Here is a 17,572-nt window from a genome sequence, read left to right on the forward strand (position 1 = left end):
AAGAAATTATCGGAAAGAGGTATTAGAAATGTCAGGACATTCTAAATGGAATAACATCCAAGGACGCAAAAATGCCCAAGATGCTAAACGTGGAAAAATTTTCCAGAAATTATCACGAGAGATCTATATGGCTGCAAAGAGTGGTGGTCCTGATCCGGATTCTAACCCACAACTTCGTTTAATGATTGATAAAGCACGTGCGGCAAATATGCCTAAAGATAACATTAAACGTGCTGTTGATAAGTCTACTGGAGCTGATGGCGCAAACTACGAAGAAATTACGTATGAAGGTTACGGCCCAGGTGGCGTTGCAGTGCTTGTTCATGCACTGACAGATAACCGTAATCGTACTGCGTCAGCCGTTCGAGCTGATTTTACACGAAATGGCGGAAATTTAGGTGAGTCAGGATCGGTTAGCTTTATGTTTGATCGTCAGGGATACATCGCAATTGCACGTGAAGATCTTGATGTAGATGAAGATCAGATGTTTGAAGATGTAATCAATGCGGGTGCTGAGGATTTACAAACGGAAGATGATGTTTTTGAAATTTACACTGATTCTAAGGACTTTGCTGCTGTTCGTGATCAATTACAAAAGAAGTATGATCTTGATACAGCCGAATTGACCATGGTTCCCCAGAACTATGTTCCTGTTCCAGCAGACAAGGTTGAACAATTTGAAAAAATGATTGATCGTTTGGAAGATGAAGATGATGTTTCAGCAGTGTATCATGCTGGAGAGCTTCCAGAAGAATAACTTTATTTTCATTAAGAATTGTGATCTGGATTAACAATAAATTACAAGGGTAGGGAGTAGCGCATATTACTTCTACCCTTTTTTGTTGGAATGAAAAATAAAGAGTAAAATAATTGAGCTGATATTACTTTTGTGATACGGTAAATAGAAAAAGAAAGAAGGAAGAAGGACGATGCAAAAAAGAAAAAAGATTGTTATTTTAGGAAGTATTAATATGGATATCATTTTGCAGCTTACGCGTCTTCCTAAACCGGGAGAAACCATGAAGGTTCAAAAATTTGAAACTGCAGGTGGAGGTAAGGGCGCCAACCAGGCTGTAGCAGCAGCACGTAGTAACGCTGAAGTTCATTTTATCGGTCGAGTTGGAGACGACCAGTATGGCAAACAGATGTGTGCGTTGTTAAAAGAAAATAGCATTAATGTTGAACACATCAAAATTGATCCAAGCCATGCAACGGGGCAAGCATACATCTTACTGCAACAGTCAGGTGAAAATAGCATTCTGGTTAACAGTGGAGCTAATGCTTCTATTCAAAGTGAGGATATTGAAGCAGCTCAAGAACTAATAGAAAGTGCGGATGTTATTGTTGCACAATTTGAGGTACCACTTCCTAGAATAATCGAGGCTTTTAAAATTGCACGTCAAGCAGCTGTCCAAACTATTTTAAATCCGGCCCCTGCTTTAAAAGTCCCAGATGAATTATTGGCGTTAACTGATTTGGTGACACCAAATGAAGTTGAAGCTGAAATGTTAACAGATATTCATGTAGTCAACAAACAGGATGCCCACCAAGCAGCAGAAAAACTTAGAATGCAAGGGGTCAAGCATGTGCTGTTGACCTTAGGAAGTGAAGGATCATATTATTTGACTCAAACTGGTCAAGAAGAAGCTGTTGCTGCTTATAAAGTAAAAGCAGTGGATACAACCGGAGCAGGTGACACTTTTATTGGGTGTCTGGCGGCTAAGCTCCAAAATAATTTTGAAAATATGGCGCAAGCAGTTCGTTATGCGACAAAAGCTTCATCATTGACAGTTCAAAAGTTAGGGGCAATTCCTTCGATCCCAACTGAAAAAGAAATTTTAGCTAAGTAGCTTCTAATATTTAAGACTGTACGTATATAGTAAACAAATGTTATTATTTACGACAATTTGCTAATGGGATCAAGTTGTAGCTGACTTGACAGTGATTGGGTTAGAAATAACAAATAACAAGTAATAAGCTAGATATATAAGTGATATTTTGTATAACCAAATTAATAGACTAGGTCAAAGTGATTTCTTGACCTAGTCTATTTTTGTGAAAAACTAGGGTTCTTTGGTCTTTATAGCGGACTAGCCTGTAAAGATTTAGCAAGATTTCAAATAGTTTAGCTAGTGATTTACCCGTATATTACTAAGTCTATTGCGTATCTAAGTGATAGGAAGGGGGAAAAGTATGTTTAAAGATCAAGTGGATGAAATACTTCAGAAAGCAATTAGAAGAAGAGCAAGTGATATCCTATTTTTACCTAAAGAAGGACAGTATGTACTTAAATTTAATATTATGGGAGTTGCTAGAGAGGTAGCGCAGCTTCCATTGGCATATGGGTTACAGATAATAAATTATTTAAAATTTAAAGCAGATATGGCCCTAAGTGAACATCGAAGACCTCAAGTTGGCGCATATTTATTGGAAGATAAGGATAACAAAAAAGTTTTTGGACGTTTTTCTAGTATTGGGGATTTTTTAGGACACGAATCGTTAGTTATTCGCTTAATTTATCAAGAAACAAATGTAAATGAAAGTTATTTTTTCCCAGAACAATTACAAAGAATGCAAGCTGCTTGTGCTCAAAAAGGTTTAATTCTTTTTTCTGGGCCAGTTGGTTCAGGTAAAACTTCGACAATGTATAACTTAGTACGATCTTTAGAAAAAGGACAGGTAATGTGCATTGAAGATCCAGTCGAAATTTATGAACCTGCTTTTTTACAAGTTCAAGTAAATGAAAAAGCAAAGATGTCATATGCAGAATTGATCAAAGCTTCCTTACGGCATCGTCCTGATGTTTTTATAGTGGGTGAAATCAGAGATCCAGAAACAGCCCAAATTGTTATAACCGCAGCCTTGAGCGGACATTTAATCTTAAGTACGGTTCATGCTCAAAACGCTTGGGGAGTTGTGAGACGTTTACTAGATTTAGGTGTGTCACCAACTGATTTACAACAAACATTACAAATAATAGTTTACCAGCGACTGCTGCCAACTAGGGAAGGAAGAATTAAAGCTTTGTTTGAAGAATTAGGGGTTAGTGAAATTCCTTGGGACAAGCTAGAAAAGGTTACTGTGCGTCAAATGACACCAGAATGGAGGAAAAAGCTTGAAAAGTGTTTTTACAATAAGTGGATTTCAGAAGAAACTTTGCACAAATATCTTAAAGGGTAGAAAACCAAGTTTAGGTAAACGGAAACAAGGATTATTTTTTAAAACATTAGCCGATTTGTTGAATGCCGGTTTTTCACTACAGCAAGCTTTGCTGGATGTTATGATTTTTTTACCAGAATATAGTGATATTTTAAATAATGTTCATAATAAACTTTTGGATGGTGAAACTTTAAGTACGGCACTTAAACCGTATGTAAAAGAGAGTGTTTTTAACCAGATATACATTGCCGAGAAGCATGGAAAGATGAGTGAAAGTATTAAACAGGTAGGACGCTTTCTGGAAAGAAGGATTGAGCAAACGGATAAACTGAGAGCAGTTCTAATGTATCCAGTAATGTTATTTATAATGTTGGGAGGCTTAATGGTGGCTATCCAAGTATGGCTAAGACCTGAACTGATCAAGTTTCAAGATTTACAAAATCTAAATAATGTTGCTAGGCATAACTATGTGTATTTACTAAGCATAGGAACGTTAGTTATACTTTTAACGATTTATCTTTTACAGGTAAGAGAAAAGTTAATTAAAAAAACTATTTTAGCACGCCAAGAATGGTACTGCCATTTGCCGGTTTTTGGAGTAGCATATCAGTATTATTGTCATTATTATATTACTTTTAATTTTGGATTACTCTTAAAAAGTGGACTTGATATTAAGGAGATCTGTGATTTCTTAGTTAGCTTTGACGATAATTCCTTGATGGCGCAGTTTGGACAGGAGTTGAAACGGAATCTACTTACTGGAAATGATTATACTTATTTTATTTCAAAATATGATTTTATCCCGACTGAAATGACGCTTTTTATGGGTAAAGGAGGTACACTGGCAGAATTGAGTTCTGAATTACTCTTTTTTTCAGAGATAACTTATGAGAAATTAATCCGTAAGATCGATCGGTTAATTAACTATGTCCAACCATTAATGTTTTTAGTAATTGCTGTGATAATTATTTTGATGTATCTGAGTATTCTTATGCCGCTCTACAATAATTTAGGAGGGATGTACCAATGAAAAAGAGTGAATTACTTGGTGCAAGAAAACAATGGTCAGGTTTTACTTTAATTGAAATGTCTATTGTGATGTTTATAATAAGTTTACTTATTCTAATAATATTGCCTAATATTGGGAAGCAGCGTGACAATGCGCGTGGAGTTGGAAATCAAGCATTGGGAGATGTTGTTCAAACACAAGCGGATCTTTATCGAAATGAAACAGATAAAGAAGTTGTTACGTTGGAGGACTTAAAGGGAAGCGGATATCTAAATGAAAAGCAATATAATGAGGCGAAAAAGGCTAAAATTAAAGTTGAAGTGGAAAAATAGAGGTAAGTTAGCAGCTTTTTCACTAATTGAAATGGTGGTAGTACTAGCTTTAAGCACATTTGTTTTACTATTAACGATTAAGCCCTTAGATAATTCGATTAGTAACCTGCAAGAAAAAATATTTTGGCAGTCGTTTAAGCAAACCTGGACAAGGGAAATAATTTCTTCAGCTAAGTTCAATAAGGTTTATACAATTGAGTTTAAACACGATCGAGTTATTTTTAACGAGAGAAATAATATTAAAGTTATAGTAAAGTTACCCAGGACACTGAGTATCAGACGTTATGAACTTATAAAAGTTAATGATACAGGAAGTATCAGCGGTAGAACTATTATTGTGGATTCGAGCTTGCAAGGTAAGCCATATTATATTCTAGTTCAATTAGGCTGGGGGAAATATCATGTTACACAATAAACGAAGGAATGCCTACTCACTGATGGAAGCGATGGTTGGCTTACTGTTAATTAGTGCAATGGTCATATTATTTTTTGAAAATGAACACTACTTTGTTCAAAGAAGGCAAAAGGCGTTTATAGAATATACGGCAAGTGAACAAATGGTTAATCTTAGCAAGAAGATGCTACTTGATAATGAAAAGAAGGTGCTGGTTCAAAATGAAAGGGGACATCTTCAAAATAAAGTTTCTGCTAAAACCCGCTATGGCACACTTGAAGTTAAAATTAAAAAAGACTGATAAACTAGCAAGCTTTACATTAGTTGAGACGATAAGTGCACTCATAGTAACTGTAATCGCATTTAGTATTTTGGGAGTGGCGATAAAAAGCTCAAATATTGCAATAAGGCAGAGCCAAAGAAGTGATGAATTTGAGTGGACACAATTTGTTGATCTGGTTAGTTCAGATGATTTGGGATTAGAATATGTAGCAGGGAAAAACCTAGTTAGATTTTACAGCCCAACTAAAGAGAAGACTTATCGCTTATATTATAAAAATGATGTAATTAGAATGACAGGAGTTGAGGCTGGTTATGTACCATTACTATACGATGTCAGTTTTTTTACAACCGAATATAAAGATGCAACTTTAACAATGAAAGTCAGAATGAGAGAGCGTGATTATGTCTGTCATGTCGTTATGCCTAAAAGGAAGATGGAAGAGTGAAGAAAAATAGTGGACATCTACTATATGCTGGGATAATGGGGGTTAGTGTACTAGGACTTATTTTTAGTGCTCAACTACTATATTATCATGAACAGTTGTTAGGTTATCAAAATATGAAAAATTATAATATAGCACGTACCATGCGGAATTTAGCTTTAGCTAATGGGATTAGTAATAATGAAGTTATGTATTTTAATCGGGGGAGTGTTACTAAAAAAGAGAATAAATTTTTTGTAAAGATAAATAACCGCCAGATGGTGGAATTACAAACATTAGTGAAATATGATAGTAAAGAGGTACTAGAAAAGGATCAAGACTTGAAATAACAGGGAAGAATCGTTAAACTGGAACAAGTAATTTAATACTTGAGGTGGTCTAATGACATTAGAAACAATGAAACAGAATTATGAAAAATTTGAACAAGCAGTAGATCTTCTTCAAAAAGATTTAGATGTCTCTTACTTAGATGCAATAATTGAAACGGGCGATAATCTTATTGAGGGCGGTCAGCTTTTAATAGAAAATGGGAAACCGTCTCCAGATATTAGATCTAAATTGATGGAGCTTTATCAGCAGCTGACTAATCAGACAATGCCTACTGATGAAATGCGTCAAATTATCCAATTTGCGCTTTTAAAAGCTAACCAAATAGATAAGATACAAGCAAATCATCAAATGACACCGGACATGATTGGCTTTTTAATTGAGTATGTTATGGAAAAATTTCTGTCTAAAGACAAGGAGTATAAGCTTCTTGATATTAGTGTTGGTACAGGTAATTTATTAAGCAGTGTTTTTAACAAACTAAAGTTACATGGTTACCAACCGACAAAACTCTATGGGATAGATAATGATGATACTTTGCTGGCAGTTGCAAGTATGAGTGCACGGTTACAGAAAATATCAGCCGAGTTTATTCATCAGGACGCTATCGATAATTTGGTAATACCTAAGGTCGATATTGTTGTTAGTGATTTACCGGTTGGCTATTATCCTGTAGATAAAAAAGTCGTTAATTTTGAGACACATTCTGAGGAAGGACATTCTTATGTTCATCATTTACTGATTGAGCAGTCTTTGCAACAACTTGTTCCGGGTGGATATGCCTTCTTTGTTGTTCCACGAGGATTATTTGAGACCAAGGAAACACAGAAACTATTAAGTGTAATTCGAAAACAAGCATATTTTCAAGGTATGCTTGATTTACCAGATGAATTTTTTTCCAATAAAAATTATGGAAAAGCACTTTTATTTTTACAAAAACATGGTGGCGGTGCCAAGCAGGTCCAACAAGTTTTAATTGGTACTTTTCCATCATTAAAGGCGGAAGATGAGTTTACCAATTTTTTAGGACGTATTAATAGTTGGGCTGATAAAAATTTAGATTAGTTATTGGGGATAAGAGAGAATGCTTAAAGTTTTAGCGGTGAATGCCGGAAGTTCTACACTAAAATGGAAGTTGTTTCAGATGCCTCAAGCAGAAACAATTGCTAGAGGACAGATTGAGCGAATTGGTTTTAAAGATGCACGATTAGAAATCAGTACTAAACAAAATAATTTTAGCGAAGAATTGATGATTAGGAATCACCAGCAAGCTGTTGATAAGCTATTGAAAATTCTAACAGAATATAAAGTAGTGGAGCGCTTAGATGAAATAAAGGGTGTTGGCCATAGATTTGTTAATGGTGCTAATCATTTCGCTAAATCTGTAATTATTACAGATAGTGTTTTAAAGGAAATGGAAAATTTGGTTGAATTCGCGCCGTTGCATAACCCTGCTAATATTTTGGCAATTAAGGCTTTTAGAAAAGAACTACCTAATGCTATGAGTGTCGCTGTTTTCGATACCGGTTTTCATCAAACTCTTCCTGAAGAAAATATTATTTACGCAATACCATATGAATATTATGAGAAGTTTCATATTCAAAAGTTTGGAGCGCATGGAATAAGTTACCGGTATGTTTTACAACGCTTTTTGGAAGTTAGCCAACATGAGGAAAAGTCCACAAATGTTATTATTCTCCATCTTGGTTCAGGTGCGTCAGTGTGTGCCATTCATGGAGGGCGGTCATTAGATACTAGCATGGGATTTTCACCAGTTTCTGGAATAGCAATGCAGACGAGATCAGGTGATGTTGATCCATCGCTGTTAATTTATCTAGAGGAAAAGTTAGGTGTAGCATCTAAAGATGTTTTACAGATGCTAAATAATAAATCAGGGATCTTAGGTCTTTCAGGTGTCTCATCTGATATGAGAGAAGTTATGGCTGTTCACCAAGATAATGATCGTGCAGATCTTGCATTAAAAGTTTTTGTAAATCGGATCATAAAGTATATCGGAGCATATGCAACTGAACTTGGACGCTTAGATGCAGTAGTCTTTACCGGCGGAATAGGTGAAAATATTCCTTATATCCGGCAGCTGATTTGTGATAAGTTGGGCATCTTTGGTGTAGCCATTAGTGATAAGCTAAATGAAGAAAAAAATAAGGAAACTAAAATTAGTACGATCAATTCTCAAGTCGAGGTCTGGACTATTCCAACTAACGAAGAGTTGATGATAGCTGAAGATGTTGTTAAGTTATATAGTGAAAGTCAGAATAAGATCAGTAGTTAAAAGGTTAATTCCTCCAAAAGTTTAATACTGAAAAGAGAAAATAAAAAAGTATTATTAAACATTTTTTACGAAGAGACTACGTCAAAAACTATTTTTGATGTGGTCTCTTAACTTATCTTTGTAATTTAAGAATAACCTCTAAAAGTAATACTTTTGTAACTAAAGATACAACAGGTAGTACTGGATTTTAGGAATGCTATATATTTGTTTTGAGCACAAACCAAGATAGTTAAATGATGGCAATCTTCATATTTTAAATCAATATTTAACTTCTGATAGTTGGTGTAATAGTTTACTCAATATTTAAGATGAGTATAAATCATTGTAAAATGAACTGGTTGAGTTTTACTTCAATTAATAATTAGTTTAAACTATTAATTGTGTGTTATTAGTTAGACAAGTAGCACACAAATATTTAGGTAATATTAGTTAGGAGTTTTTTAATGGCTGCAAAGCGAGAATTTTCAAGAGCGTTAAAGAGTCGACATGTTCAGTTAATAGCTTTAGGCGGAACGATTGGGACAGGCTTATTTCTTGGAGCTGGGAAGTCGATTCATTTGGCAGGACCATCGATTGTATTAGCATATTTGATTACAGGAACTATTTGTTTTCTGTTGATGCGTGCAATGGGGGAGTTACTTCTGTCAGATCTTAAGAAAAATTCTTTTATTGATTTTATTGATACATATCTGGGTGAGAAGATAGGTTTTATGACTGGATGGACATATTGGATATGTTGGATAACAATTGCAATGGCAGATGTTACGGCGACTGGATTATATGTGAAGTATTGGTTCCCTAATATTCCTCAGTGGTTGCCGGGGTTAATTATTGTTGCGGTTTTGTTAATTCTTAATTTAATTACAGTAGGCTTATTTGGTGAAACAGAATTTTGGTTTGCTTTGATTAAGATTGTTGCTATTATCGCATTAATAGTTGTCGGAATTTTACTTGTCATTGTTGGTTTTAAAACACCTATTGGAAAAGCGAGTCTTGGTAATTTATTTAATTATGGTGGACTATTTCCAAAAGGAATAAAGGGCTTTTTACTCTCTTTTCAGATGGTTACCTTTGGTTTCATTGGAATCGAATTGATTGGCGTGACTGCTTCTGAGACGGAAAACCCGACTAAAGTTATCCCTAAGGCGATCAATGAAATACCGACACGGGTTATTATTTTTTATGTAGGGTCCCTCTTAGCCCTAATGAGTATTTATCCTTGGAAAAATATTTCTGCTGCACAGAGCCCTTTTGTTCAAGTTTTTGAGAATATTGGGATTACAGCCGCTGCTGGAATTATCAACTTTGTTGTTTTAACTGCGGCTGCATCAGCCTGTAATAGTTCTTTGTTTAGTACAGGCAGAATGCTTTTTTCGCTAAACTATAAAAGTAAGACTTCATTTTCAAAGTGGCTCAGCAAGTTATCGCGGCGGCAAGTGCCAGCTAACGGAATCATTTTTTCTGCACTGGTAATTACAGTGGCTGTAATTGCTAATTTTGTTATTCCAAATACAGCTTTATTTGCGTTTATTTCGAGTGTCGCTACGACGTGCTTTTTATTTATCTGGGGAATGATTATTCTTGCGCATTTAAAATTTAAAAAACAACAGCAAAAGAACAAGCAGGATTTGCAGCAAAATCAGTTTAAGATGCCCTTATTTCCTTGGGGGGATTACTTAGTACTTGCGTTTTTGATTTTTGTCGCAGCAATAATGTGTTTGGATAAAACTACTTTAGCTGCATTGATAGCTTCAATAGTATGGTTAGCATTTTTATTCTTGATAAAAGCTACTGTACGTCGAGTAAAATAAAGTAAAGGATGGTAAGTTGATTAGTTTAAACTTACCATCTTTTTTTGTAGAATGTTATGTAGGAGATTGAACAGCAGTTAACGTTCTATCAGAAGGTGGGGATGGTAAAAATGCTTTTTTTTACAGCAGATACACACTTTTTTGACGAAAAATTAGCACATAATATGTCTTTTGCACAGCGAGATTATTTAAGTGCTTCTGAAATGAATCAAGATATTATCAGCCACTGGAATAGAACAGTTTCAGCTAAAGATGTCGTCTATCTATTGGGTGATGTAGGAATGGTTAATTCAAATAAAAATGGCTTTACTAAATTAATGAAAGTCTTGCGTCTTCTAAATGGCCAAATACATATTGTCAAAGGAAATCATGATACGCGGGCTTTTTTCAAATTTTTGGAGAAAAACAATTACCTACTTGCTAATGGGAAAGAAAAGTTTATCTTGCATGATATTGGATGTATCATAAAGTTTAATCACTACCAATTCTTTTTAACACATTACCCGCTGCTATTAGGGATATCTAAGAATAGTATTAATCTGCATGGACATGTTCATAATTATAGTCTTAATACTACTTATAATATTAACGTTGGTGTGGACACACCTGAAAGTGCGTACTTAGACAGAAAAGTTGCTTTTGGGGCGCCCTTTAGTACGGAAGATATTTTAAAAATACTAGAAGCCAAAAAATATGATTTTCAAAAGTGAAAAGATTAGAAAGAAGACGATTAGAATGAATGAAAAAATCACATTATTACACACAAACGATATTCATTCACATTTTGAAAACTGGCCTAAAATAAGACGCTATCTTATTGGGACGCGTAAACAGCTGCAGCACCAGGGAGAGACAGTTATTACAGTGGATTTAGGCGATGCCATGGATAGAGTTCATCCGTTAAGTGAAGCCACTAATGGTAAAATAAATATTGAGTTAATGAACACGATTGATTATGATGCGGTTACGATCGGGAATAACGAAGGAATTGGAAATTCGCACGAACAATTAGATGAAATGTACAAAGAGGCAACTTTTCCTGTTATTTTAGATAATATTCTTAATGGTCGAACACGAACACGTTCCGAGTGGGTTCAGACAAATAAGATTATCACGACCAGTAAAGGAACTAAGGTGGGATTGCTTGCATGTACAGCTCCTTTTGAAGCTACTTACCGCATGAATGATTGGATTCCTTTACCAGTTGATGATGTTCTTCCAGCTTTAGTGAAAGAATTACGTTCCAAGGTAGATATTCTAGTACTAATGTCACATCTGGGCATTGATGTGGATCGAGCAATCGCTAATAAATATCCTGAATTTGATATTATATTAGGGAGTCATACACATCACTTGTTAGAGCAGGGGGAAGTAGTAGGTCAAACCCTTCTTTGTGCAGCCGGAAAATGGGGACGTTATATTGGCCAAGTTACACTAGATATAGCGCAGCACAAAATTATTGCAAAAAGTGCTAAAGTTATTATGACAGCTGATTTGCCTGAAAGTTCAGGTGACACAGTTGAGATTCAACAATATCAAAAAACGGGTGAAGAGTTATTGCGAAAAAATAAAATTGCACTTCTACCGAAGGATTATCCAGGTTCATGGATAAAGCGATCACCATTGATGAATGTTAGTCTCAAAGCTATTCAATTTGTAACCCAGACAGAAGCCTCAATCTTGAATGGTGGACTTTTTTTGGATGACCTTCATCAAGGAAAACTAACTGCGTATGATCTACATCATATTCTTCCCCATCCAATGCGAATAGTAAAAATCAGGTTGAACGGTTATAACCTGTGGCGCTTGATTCGTGAAATGGAAAAGAATCGAAATCATTTACGACATGCGATGGTTAAGGGAAATGGTTTTCGCGGAAAAGTTTTTGGTGAACTCGTGTATGATGGAATTGATTTTGACCCTTTAAGTAAAAGTGTTAGTTGGCACGGTCAGGTTTTAGATCCTGGTGCTGACTATGAGTTTGCAACAGTTGATAATTTTATTTATTGTCCATTTTTCCCGACACTTGAGATCGTAGGACATCCTAAATATTTGGGAGATCGCTTTTTAAGAGATGTTGTCGGGGATTACTTTGAAACTAAATATCCTGTATAATAAGAGGTAATATTTTTAAGGAGATTATCCATGAATAGTGAGAAAAAAGAACGGCGTGAAGCACAATTAGCAAAGAAAGCAGAAACACTGAAGGCTTACGCAAGTGATATTAAAATGAAGAATGAACTAGAGTTAACGATTGACGGACATCCGTATATATTAGTAAAGAATGTTCGTAATGGTTTTGAAATTGAGAAATTAAAGGAGCGCTTTAGTCAAATTCTGACTAAATATGATTATATCGTAGGTGATTGGGGTTATGATCAGTTAAGGTTGCATGGCTTTTATGCTGATGATAATAATCGTGGTTTTCCTTCACAAAATATAGCACATTTAGATGATTATCTATATGAATATTGCAATTTTGGTTGTGCATACTTTATTTTACATAATTTAGATGTTCAAAAGGCTGTACGGCCTACAAATGATAAAAAAAAGCTGCATAAGCGGTCTGTAAGTAAGCACTCTGAAAAGAAAAGAAGTTTTGTTAAAAAGAATAATAATAAAAAAAGCGTTAAAAAGAAACATAATTCTGAAGAAAAGCGATTTGAGATCCATAAGAAACAAGTTAAAAAACAGGTTACTAATAATAAACCGCTCCGAAATAAAAGTATTAAGAAAAAGCGCTTTACAATCAGACAGAAAAATAAAAAATAGTAAATGAGGGTCGAAAATGCGAAATTATAAAGGATATTTAATTGATTTAGATGGTACGATGTATCGCGGAAAAGAAAAGATTCCCGCGGCTAAAAGGTTTATTGAAAAACTACAAGATAAAAAGATTCCTTTTTTGTTTGTCACTAATAACAGTACGCAAGAGCCCCAAGCAGTAGTTGATAATTTGGCTAACAATTTTGATATCCATGTTACGCGTGAAAATGTTTATACAACGGCACTTGCGACGGCAGATTATTTAGCTGGACTAGCTAAGGGCAAGAAGTCTGTTTATACAATAGGCGAATTCGGTTTAAAAAAAGCGTTAACGGATAAAGGTTTTTACTTTGAAGAAAAAAACCCAGCTTATGTAGTAGTTGGGCTGGATTATGACGTTACGTATCATAAATTTGAATTAGCGACCTTAGCCATTAAGCGTGGTGCTAAGTTTATTGGAACTAATGCAGATACTAATTTACCGAACGAAAGAGGTCTAGTACCTGGAGCAGGTTCGATCATTGCATTGGTGGAATGTGCAACGCAACAAAAAGCAACCTATGTGGGCAAACCAGAAGCAATTATTATGGAAAAAGCCTTAGCAAAATTAAACTTACAAAAAGATGAGGTCATTATGGTGGGCGATAATTACATGACTGATATTTCGGCAGGAATTAATTTAGGAACGGATACACTAATAGTCTACACTGGTGTTTCAACTCCTAAGCAGGTCAGTCAAAAAGATATCAAACCAACCTATGAAGTTAACTCCCTGGATGAATGGAGCCTCTAGTAATGATCAAAGGGGTATTTTTTAAGGCCTTTAAGTGGAGTTGTCTCTTTATATGTTTAATTTCACTAAGTGTCATCTTAACAATAGGCTTTACGCCGCTGTATCATTTCTTTGTTTATCAGGATAACTTGGGTAAAAGTGTTGGTTTAAGCAATAAACAGTTAATGTATGAATATTACCATTTGCTTGCATTTTTAAATTTCCCATGGGTAGACCAACTTAAACTTTCACTTGAGATGTCGTACAACGGACTAAGTCACTTTCAAGACGTAAAAAGGCTTTTTCTGCTTAACCATCTTCTTTTTATAGCTACACTACCAGTTAGTATAGTTTTTTTACTGAAGATGAAACGCGAAAAGAAGTTGTGGCATATGATTAGGCCTTTTAAAGCTGGAATGGCACTTTTCTTTGTGGTAGCAGCTGTAATGGTTCTCCAATTCAATACTTTTTTTGTTGCTTTTCATAGGTTATTGTTTAGAAATAACAATTGGCTCTTTGATCCAAAGTTAGATCCAATTATAAACGCTTTGCCAGATACGTTTTTTATGGCATGTTTTGGAGCTTTTTTTCTACTAGTTGAACTGTTCCTCACAGTAGGCATTTGGGGGGGATATAGAAGTTTGAGAAGAAAAATATAATTGATGAGTGGATGCTGAGTGAAAGAAAGATAATATGGTAATTGTATATTAACTCTAAAATAGATAGTGTTGTTGATTGCCAATAATCTGAGGTCGGATTGAAAAATAATATTCTGAATATATTTAGATAAAAACAAAAGGTACTAGATCAAAGTTAAGCTTTGATCTAGTACCTTTTGTTTTTAGTTGCTTAGATTTAATAAGATCACTAGGAATAAGTGAAAATGATAGTGTAAAAATTACCTTGTTTTTGAAGCAAAGTGTTTTTTTAATCCTGCGGTAATAGCTGGGATGAGCGAGACAACAATGATACCAATGATAATCAGTGAAAAGTGTTTTTTAACAACGGGAAAGTTTCCAAAATAATAGCCGGCACTACAACAGAGTATCATCCATGCTGTTGCTCCCAAAAAATTGTAACGGATGAACTTACGATAATGAATCCCGCTGCCACCTGCAACGAAGGGCGACATAGTCCGGATAATCGGCATAAAACGTGCCAGTGAAATTGCAAGACCACCGTGCTTTTCAAAAAACTTCTCGGTTTTTTCGAGATCTTCTTTTTTTATAAATCTACCTAAAAAGGAGTTATCATTAATCGTAGAGCCGATTTTATGACCGATAAAGAAATTTAGTGAATCACCAAGAAGCGGGGCAAGCCAAAATAAAAATGCAAAAAGCCAGATATTTAAATGGTATTCTGGGTTGGCTGCAAGTGCAGAAGCTGCAAAAAGTAATGAATCACCAGGAAGAAATGGCATAATGACAGCACCAGTTTCAATAAAAATAACTAAAAACAAAATGAGATAGGTCCAGTCACCGAAGGTATTAACAATTGTAACTAGATGTGCATCAATGTGTAAAATAAAATCTATTAGAAAACTCATACGTAAACTCCTTATTGATTAAACATAGTACCTTTTACTTCTTCTTACCAGCAAGAAAATGTTTCATTAACTGGGTACTGTGGATTGGCTGACGAGTATCCGGATAAACATAGCGCATTGCGCTATTAACAGCAATTGGGGCTTCACCAAAACCAGTTGCAATCAGGTTACTACGCCCTGGATAAGTAATAGTATCGCCAGCTGCAAAAATCCCAGGGATTGAGGTCTGCATATCAGGTGTGACCGTAATAAGATTATGGTCAGTTTTTAAATTCCAGGAGTTCAGGATCTTATTATCTGAAATAAACCCATAGTTAACTAGTAGATAATCTGCAGTAAGTACATGATGTTCATCACTACGAACCTTTTTTAAATCAATGGCGATTTTAGCAGTGCCACATTTCTTTACGTCATCAATTAAGTAGGGGGTATTAAAAACGGTCTTTGTTTGTAACAAGCTAGCAACGTTTGCTTCAAGTGCACGAAATTGGGTCCTGCGGTGAACAATATGCAAAGAAGCAACTTTTTTCTCGAGCTCTAATGCCCAATCAATGGCAGAATCTCCGCCACCAGCTATAACGACATCTTTACCTGAAAACTCATTAGGATCTTGGACAAAATAGCGTAGCTGTTTTCCTTCGAGATTATATGCGTCAGTAACTGCAAGTCGTCGAGGTTGAAATGAACCAATTCCTGTTGCGATAATAATTGCATGTGAATAGGTAAGCCGCTTAGATGTTTTTAGACAGAACCCTCTGGGAGTTTTTGTTATATTTTTAACTGTTTCATTTAAATAAATATCTGGTGAGAACATGTTAGTTTGTTCAGTAAGATGGTCAATTAGAGTTGACGCTGTTATTGAACAAAAGCCTGGGACATCATAGATCTTTTTAGTTGGGAATAAGGCATTGGCCTGACCCCCAAGTTGGGCAAGACTCTCGATAATTTGAACATTTGCTTTATGCATGCGTGCATATGTAGCAGTGAAAAGTCCAACTGGTCCACCACCGATGACTGTTATATCATAGTAGTTTTGGTTTGACATTAAAATGCTCCTTTCAATTGTTTACACTAGGCTACATTAGCATAATTGTTCAATAAAATAAATTAAATTGGCAAAATAATTACTTTTTAGATAGAATAAGAAGAGTAGAAGTTATTAAGGAGGAATTAAGATGATGTTTCCACAATTAAATTTAGAAAACAATGAAGGACCTAAGGCAATAATTAAAACAAATTATGGCAGTTTTACACTTGCTCTATTCCCACAAGAAGCTCCGAAAACAGTTGAGAACTTTATTAAGTTAGCTGAAAAAGGTTATTATAATAACGGTATTTTTCATCGGATTATTGCAGATTTTATGCTTCAAGGTGGCGATCCGACCGGGACTGGGATGGGTGGAGAAAGCATTTGGAAGACACCTTTCGAAGATGAATTTTCAAACAACCTTTTTAACTTTAGAGGTGCCCTCTCAATGGCTAATGCTGGTCCTAATACAAACGGAAGTCAGTTCTTTATTGTTCAAAATAAAAACCTTCCCGCTCAAATGGTGGAACAGATGCAGGATGCAGGTTATCCCGAAGAAGTAGTAGAGATGTATAAAAAAGGCGGGACTCCTTGGCTAGATCATCATCACACAGTTTTTGGACAAATGATAGATGGTTGGGAAACAATTGATAAGCTGGCTAAGGTAAAAACTGACTTTAATGATAAACCCATTGATGAGGTTGAGATAAAAAGTATTACTATCGATTAAGGTTACTTTTATTAAGGAGAAATAAATGGAATATAGAATAGGGATGGTTGTTGAAGGAAGGGTGACCGGGATTCAACCATATGGAGCTTTTGTGACATTAAAAGATAATACGCAGGGATTGATCCATATTTCTGAGTGCAGGCATGGGTTTGTTGAAGATATAAATAATTATCTTAAAGTTAATCAAAGAATCAAAGTTAAGATAATTGATATCGATGAATATACTCAAAAAATAAGTCTGTCTTTAAGATGTTTAGAAAAAAAAGGTAGTAAGCTGGAAAAGATCGATTATAAGGTCAGATGTGAACATAAACATTTTTGGACTAGCAGACATGTTGAAACAGGATTTGAGCCTATAGCACAACGCTTAGATACTTGGATTGCAGAAGGTTTAGCTGATATTAAGAAATAAGTCAAAAAAAAGCTTGACCAAAGTTGAATATATTGGTAAGATATTTCTTGTCGGTGCGAATGCTAAGACAGTTTCTGAGTTACTCTTATAACGCTTGATTCTTATCCAAGATGTTATTTCGGAGATCGAAAGATTCATTAGTAATTCAGATAAAAAAATAAAGTAGTTGACTTTTAAATGATAGTAAATTATAATTTAGGAGTTGTGTTAAAAAAGTAGATCTTTGAAAACTGAACAAAGTTTCGACAAATCAAATGTGTAGGGTCTCC

Annotated in this window: 21 protein-coding genes; 19 read left to right on the forward strand and 2 right to left on the reverse strand. The window is 35.1% G+C overall.

Annotated features, from left to right (window positions below; translation table 11 throughout):
• Positions 1 to 28: 28 nt before the first annotated feature.
• From FC81_RS02530 to FC81_RS02610, 17 genes are all read left to right on the forward strand, one after another.
• Positions 29 to 757 (forward strand): YebC/PmpR family DNA-binding transcriptional regulator, encoded by a 729-nt coding sequence (locus tag FC81_RS02530; protein ID WP_057742721.1) that lies wholly within the window; start codon positions 29 to 31, stop codon positions 755 to 757.
• A 172-nt stretch (positions 758 to 929) separates the two neighbouring features.
• Positions 930 to 1,850 carry a ribokinase gene (gene rbsK, locus FC81_RS02535; protein ID WP_057742723.1) on the forward strand — a complete coding sequence of 307 codons (921 nt, stop codon included), beginning with the start codon at positions 930 to 932 and terminating at the stop codon, positions 1,848 to 1,850.
• Positions 1,851 to 2,193: 343 nt separating this feature from the next.
• Positions 2,194 to 3,180, forward strand: a complete 987-nt coding sequence (gene comGA, locus FC81_RS02540; protein ID WP_057742724.1) for a competence type IV pilus ATPase ComGA — start codon at positions 2,194 to 2,196, stop codon at positions 3,178 to 3,180.
• Positions 3,116 to 4,189, forward strand: coding sequence for a type II secretion system F family protein (locus FC81_RS02545; RefSeq protein WP_057742726.1), 1,074 nt, complete (start codon positions 3,116 to 3,118; stop codon positions 4,187 to 4,189). The genes comGA and FC81_RS02545 overlap by 65 nt, the downstream gene beginning before the upstream one ends.
• Entirely contained in the window at positions 4,186 to 4,500 is a 315-nt protein-coding gene (comGC, locus tag FC81_RS02550) for a competence type IV pilus major pilin ComGC (RefSeq protein WP_057742728.1), read from the forward strand. Before FC81_RS02545 ends, comGC begins: the two co-directional genes overlap by 4 nt.
• Positions 4,484 to 4,915 carry a hypothetical protein gene (locus FC81_RS02555; protein ID WP_057742730.1) on the forward strand — a complete coding sequence of 144 codons (432 nt, stop codon included), beginning with the start codon at positions 4,484 to 4,486 and terminating at the stop codon, positions 4,913 to 4,915. Before comGC ends, FC81_RS02555 begins: the two co-directional genes overlap by 17 nt.
• On the forward strand, positions 4,902 to 5,195 hold the full coding sequence (locus FC81_RS02560) for a hypothetical protein (protein WP_057742732.1): 294 nt from the start codon (positions 4,902 to 4,904) through the stop codon (positions 5,193 to 5,195). The genes FC81_RS02555 and FC81_RS02560 overlap by 14 nt, the downstream gene beginning before the upstream one ends.
• The gene (locus tag FC81_RS02565; protein WP_162254808.1) at positions 5,170 to 5,622 is read left to right on the forward strand and encodes a ComGF family competence protein; all 453 of its coding nucleotides are present in this window, start codon (positions 5,170 to 5,172) and stop codon (positions 5,620 to 5,622) included. Before FC81_RS02560 ends, FC81_RS02565 begins: the two co-directional genes overlap by 26 nt.
• Positions 5,619 to 5,948: a hypothetical protein gene (locus FC81_RS02570; RefSeq protein WP_057742736.1), complete on the forward strand. Its 330-nt coding sequence runs from the start codon at positions 5,619 to 5,621 to the stop codon at positions 5,946 to 5,948. The genes FC81_RS02565 and FC81_RS02570 overlap by 4 nt, the downstream gene beginning before the upstream one ends.
• A 52-nt stretch (positions 5,949 to 6,000) precedes the next feature.
• Positions 6,001 to 7,011, forward strand: coding sequence for a class I SAM-dependent methyltransferase (locus FC81_RS02575; RefSeq protein WP_057742738.1), 1,011 nt, complete (start codon positions 6,001 to 6,003; stop codon positions 7,009 to 7,011).
• Positions 7,012 to 7,030: 19 nt separating this feature from the next.
• Complete coding sequence (locus FC81_RS02580) at positions 7,031 to 8,239, forward strand: acetate/propionate family kinase (RefSeq protein ID WP_057742740.1); 1,209 nt, start codon at positions 7,031 to 7,033, stop codon at positions 8,237 to 8,239.
• 443 nt (positions 8,240 to 8,682) lie between these two features.
• A complete protein-coding gene (locus FC81_RS02585) occupies positions 8,683 to 10,050 on the forward strand; it encodes an amino acid permease (RefSeq protein ID WP_057742741.1) in 1,368 nt (455 codons plus the stop codon).
• Positions 10,051 to 10,160: 110 nt separating this feature from the next.
• Positions 10,161 to 10,760 (forward strand): metallophosphoesterase, encoded by a 600-nt coding sequence (locus FC81_RS02590; protein ID WP_057742756.1) that lies wholly within the window; start codon positions 10,161 to 10,163, stop codon positions 10,758 to 10,760.
• A 25-nt stretch (positions 10,761 to 10,785) separates the two neighbouring features.
• Positions 10,786 to 12,165 carry a bifunctional metallophosphatase/5'-nucleotidase gene (locus FC81_RS02595; RefSeq protein WP_057742758.1) on the forward strand — a complete coding sequence of 460 codons (1,380 nt, stop codon included), beginning with the start codon at positions 10,786 to 10,788 and terminating at the stop codon, positions 12,163 to 12,165.
• Positions 12,166 to 12,195: 30 nt separating this feature from the next.
• The gene (locus FC81_RS02600) at positions 12,196 to 12,822 is read left to right on the forward strand and encodes a YutD family protein (protein ID WP_057742743.1); all 627 of its coding nucleotides are present in this window, start codon (positions 12,196 to 12,198) and stop codon (positions 12,820 to 12,822) included.
• Positions 12,823 to 12,838: 16 nt separating this feature from the next.
• The gene (locus FC81_RS02605) at positions 12,839 to 13,609 is read left to right on the forward strand and encodes a TIGR01457 family HAD-type hydrolase (RefSeq protein ID WP_057742745.1); all 771 of its coding nucleotides are present in this window, start codon (positions 12,839 to 12,841) and stop codon (positions 13,607 to 13,609) included.
• Between the two features lie 2 nt (positions 13,610 to 13,611).
• Positions 13,612 to 14,247: a TIGR01906 family membrane protein gene (locus tag FC81_RS02610; RefSeq protein WP_057742747.1), complete on the forward strand. Its 636-nt coding sequence runs from the start codon at positions 13,612 to 13,614 to the stop codon at positions 14,245 to 14,247.
• Positions 14,248 to 14,486: 239 nt separating this feature from the next.
• Here the strand turns inward: FC81_RS02610 and FC81_RS02615 are convergent, their stop codons facing one another.
• Together FC81_RS02615 and FC81_RS02620 are read right to left on the reverse strand one after the other, a co-directional pair.
• Positions 14,487 to 15,134, reverse strand: a complete 648-nt coding sequence (locus tag FC81_RS02615; RefSeq protein ID WP_057742749.1) for a VTT domain-containing protein — start codon at positions 15,132 to 15,134, stop codon at positions 14,487 to 14,489.
• Between the two features lie 34 nt (positions 15,135 to 15,168).
• Positions 15,169 to 16,179: an NAD(P)/FAD-dependent oxidoreductase gene (locus tag FC81_RS02620; protein WP_057742751.1), complete on the reverse strand. Its 1,011-nt coding sequence runs from the start codon at positions 16,177 to 16,179 to the stop codon at positions 15,169 to 15,171.
• A 130-nt stretch (positions 16,180 to 16,309) separates the two neighbouring features.
• Here FC81_RS02620 and FC81_RS02625 point away from each other — a divergent pair, with 130 nt between their 5' ends.
• Together FC81_RS02625 and FC81_RS02630 are read left to right on the forward strand one after the other, a co-directional pair.
• Positions 16,310 to 16,891 carry a peptidylprolyl isomerase gene (locus FC81_RS02625; protein WP_187327403.1) on the forward strand — a complete coding sequence of 194 codons (582 nt, stop codon included), beginning with the start codon at positions 16,310 to 16,312 and terminating at the stop codon, positions 16,889 to 16,891.
• A 25-nt stretch (positions 16,892 to 16,916) separates the two neighbouring features.
• Positions 16,917 to 17,303, forward strand: a complete 387-nt coding sequence (locus FC81_RS02630; RefSeq protein WP_057742753.1) for a CvfD/Ygs/GSP13 family RNA-binding post-transcriptional regulator — start codon at positions 16,917 to 16,919, stop codon at positions 17,301 to 17,303.
• The last annotated feature ends 269 nt before the right edge of the window (positions 17,304 to 17,572 follow it).

The organism is Liquorilactobacillus capillatus DSM 19910 (assembly GCF_001434915.1).
Taxonomy (GTDB): Bacteria; Bacillota; Bacilli; order Lactobacillales; family Lactobacillaceae; genus Liquorilactobacillus; species Liquorilactobacillus capillatus.

Coding starts and splice junctions, on each gene's coding strand:
- FC81_RS02530 (WP_057742721.1), top strand. CDS start 29: ATGTCAGGACATTCTAAATGGAATAACATCCAAGGACGCAAAAATGCC.
- rbsK (WP_057742723.1), top strand. CDS start 930: ATGCAAAAAAGAAAAAAGATTGTTATTTTAGGAAGTATTAATATGGAT.
- comGA (WP_057742724.1), top strand. CDS start 2,194: ATGTTTAAAGATCAAGTGGATGAAATACTTCAGAAAGCAATTAGAAGA.
- comGC (WP_057742728.1), top strand. CDS start 4,186: ATGAAAAAGAGTGAATTACTTGGTGCAAGAAAACAATGGTCAGGTTTT.
- FC81_RS02560 (WP_057742732.1), top strand. CDS start 4,902: ATGTTACACAATAAACGAAGGAATGCCTACTCACTGATGGAAGCGATG.
- FC81_RS02575 (WP_057742738.1), top strand. CDS start 6,001: ATGACATTAGAAACAATGAAACAGAATTATGAAAAATTTGAACAAGCA.
- FC81_RS02580 (WP_057742740.1), top strand. CDS start 7,031: ATGCTTAAAGTTTTAGCGGTGAATGCCGGAAGTTCTACACTAAAATGG.
- FC81_RS02585 (WP_057742741.1), top strand. CDS start 8,683: ATGGCTGCAAAGCGAGAATTTTCAAGAGCGTTAAAGAGTCGACATGTT.
- FC81_RS02590 (WP_057742756.1), top strand. CDS start 10,161: ATGCTTTTTTTTACAGCAGATACACACTTTTTTGACGAAAAATTAGCA.
- FC81_RS02595 (WP_057742758.1), top strand. CDS start 10,786: ATGAATGAAAAAATCACATTATTACACACAAACGATATTCATTCACAT.
- FC81_RS02600 (WP_057742743.1), top strand. CDS start 12,196: ATGAATAGTGAGAAAAAAGAACGGCGTGAAGCACAATTAGCAAAGAAA.
- FC81_RS02605 (WP_057742745.1), top strand. CDS start 12,839: ATGCGAAATTATAAAGGATATTTAATTGATTTAGATGGTACGATGTAT.
- FC81_RS02610 (WP_057742747.1), top strand. CDS start 13,612: ATGATCAAAGGGGTATTTTTTAAGGCCTTTAAGTGGAGTTGTCTCTTT.
- FC81_RS02615 (WP_057742749.1), bottom strand. CDS start 15,134: ATGAGTTTTCTAATAGATTTTATTTTACACATTGATGCACATCTAGTT.
- FC81_RS02620 (WP_057742751.1), bottom strand. CDS start 16,179: ATGTCAAACCAAAACTACTATGATATAACAGTCATCGGTGGTGGACCA.
- FC81_RS02625 (WP_187327403.1), top strand. CDS start 16,310: ATGATGTTTCCACAATTAAATTTAGAAAACAATGAAGGACCTAAGGCA.
- FC81_RS02630 (WP_057742753.1), top strand. CDS start 16,917: ATGGAATATAGAATAGGGATGGTTGTTGAAGGAAGGGTGACCGGGATT.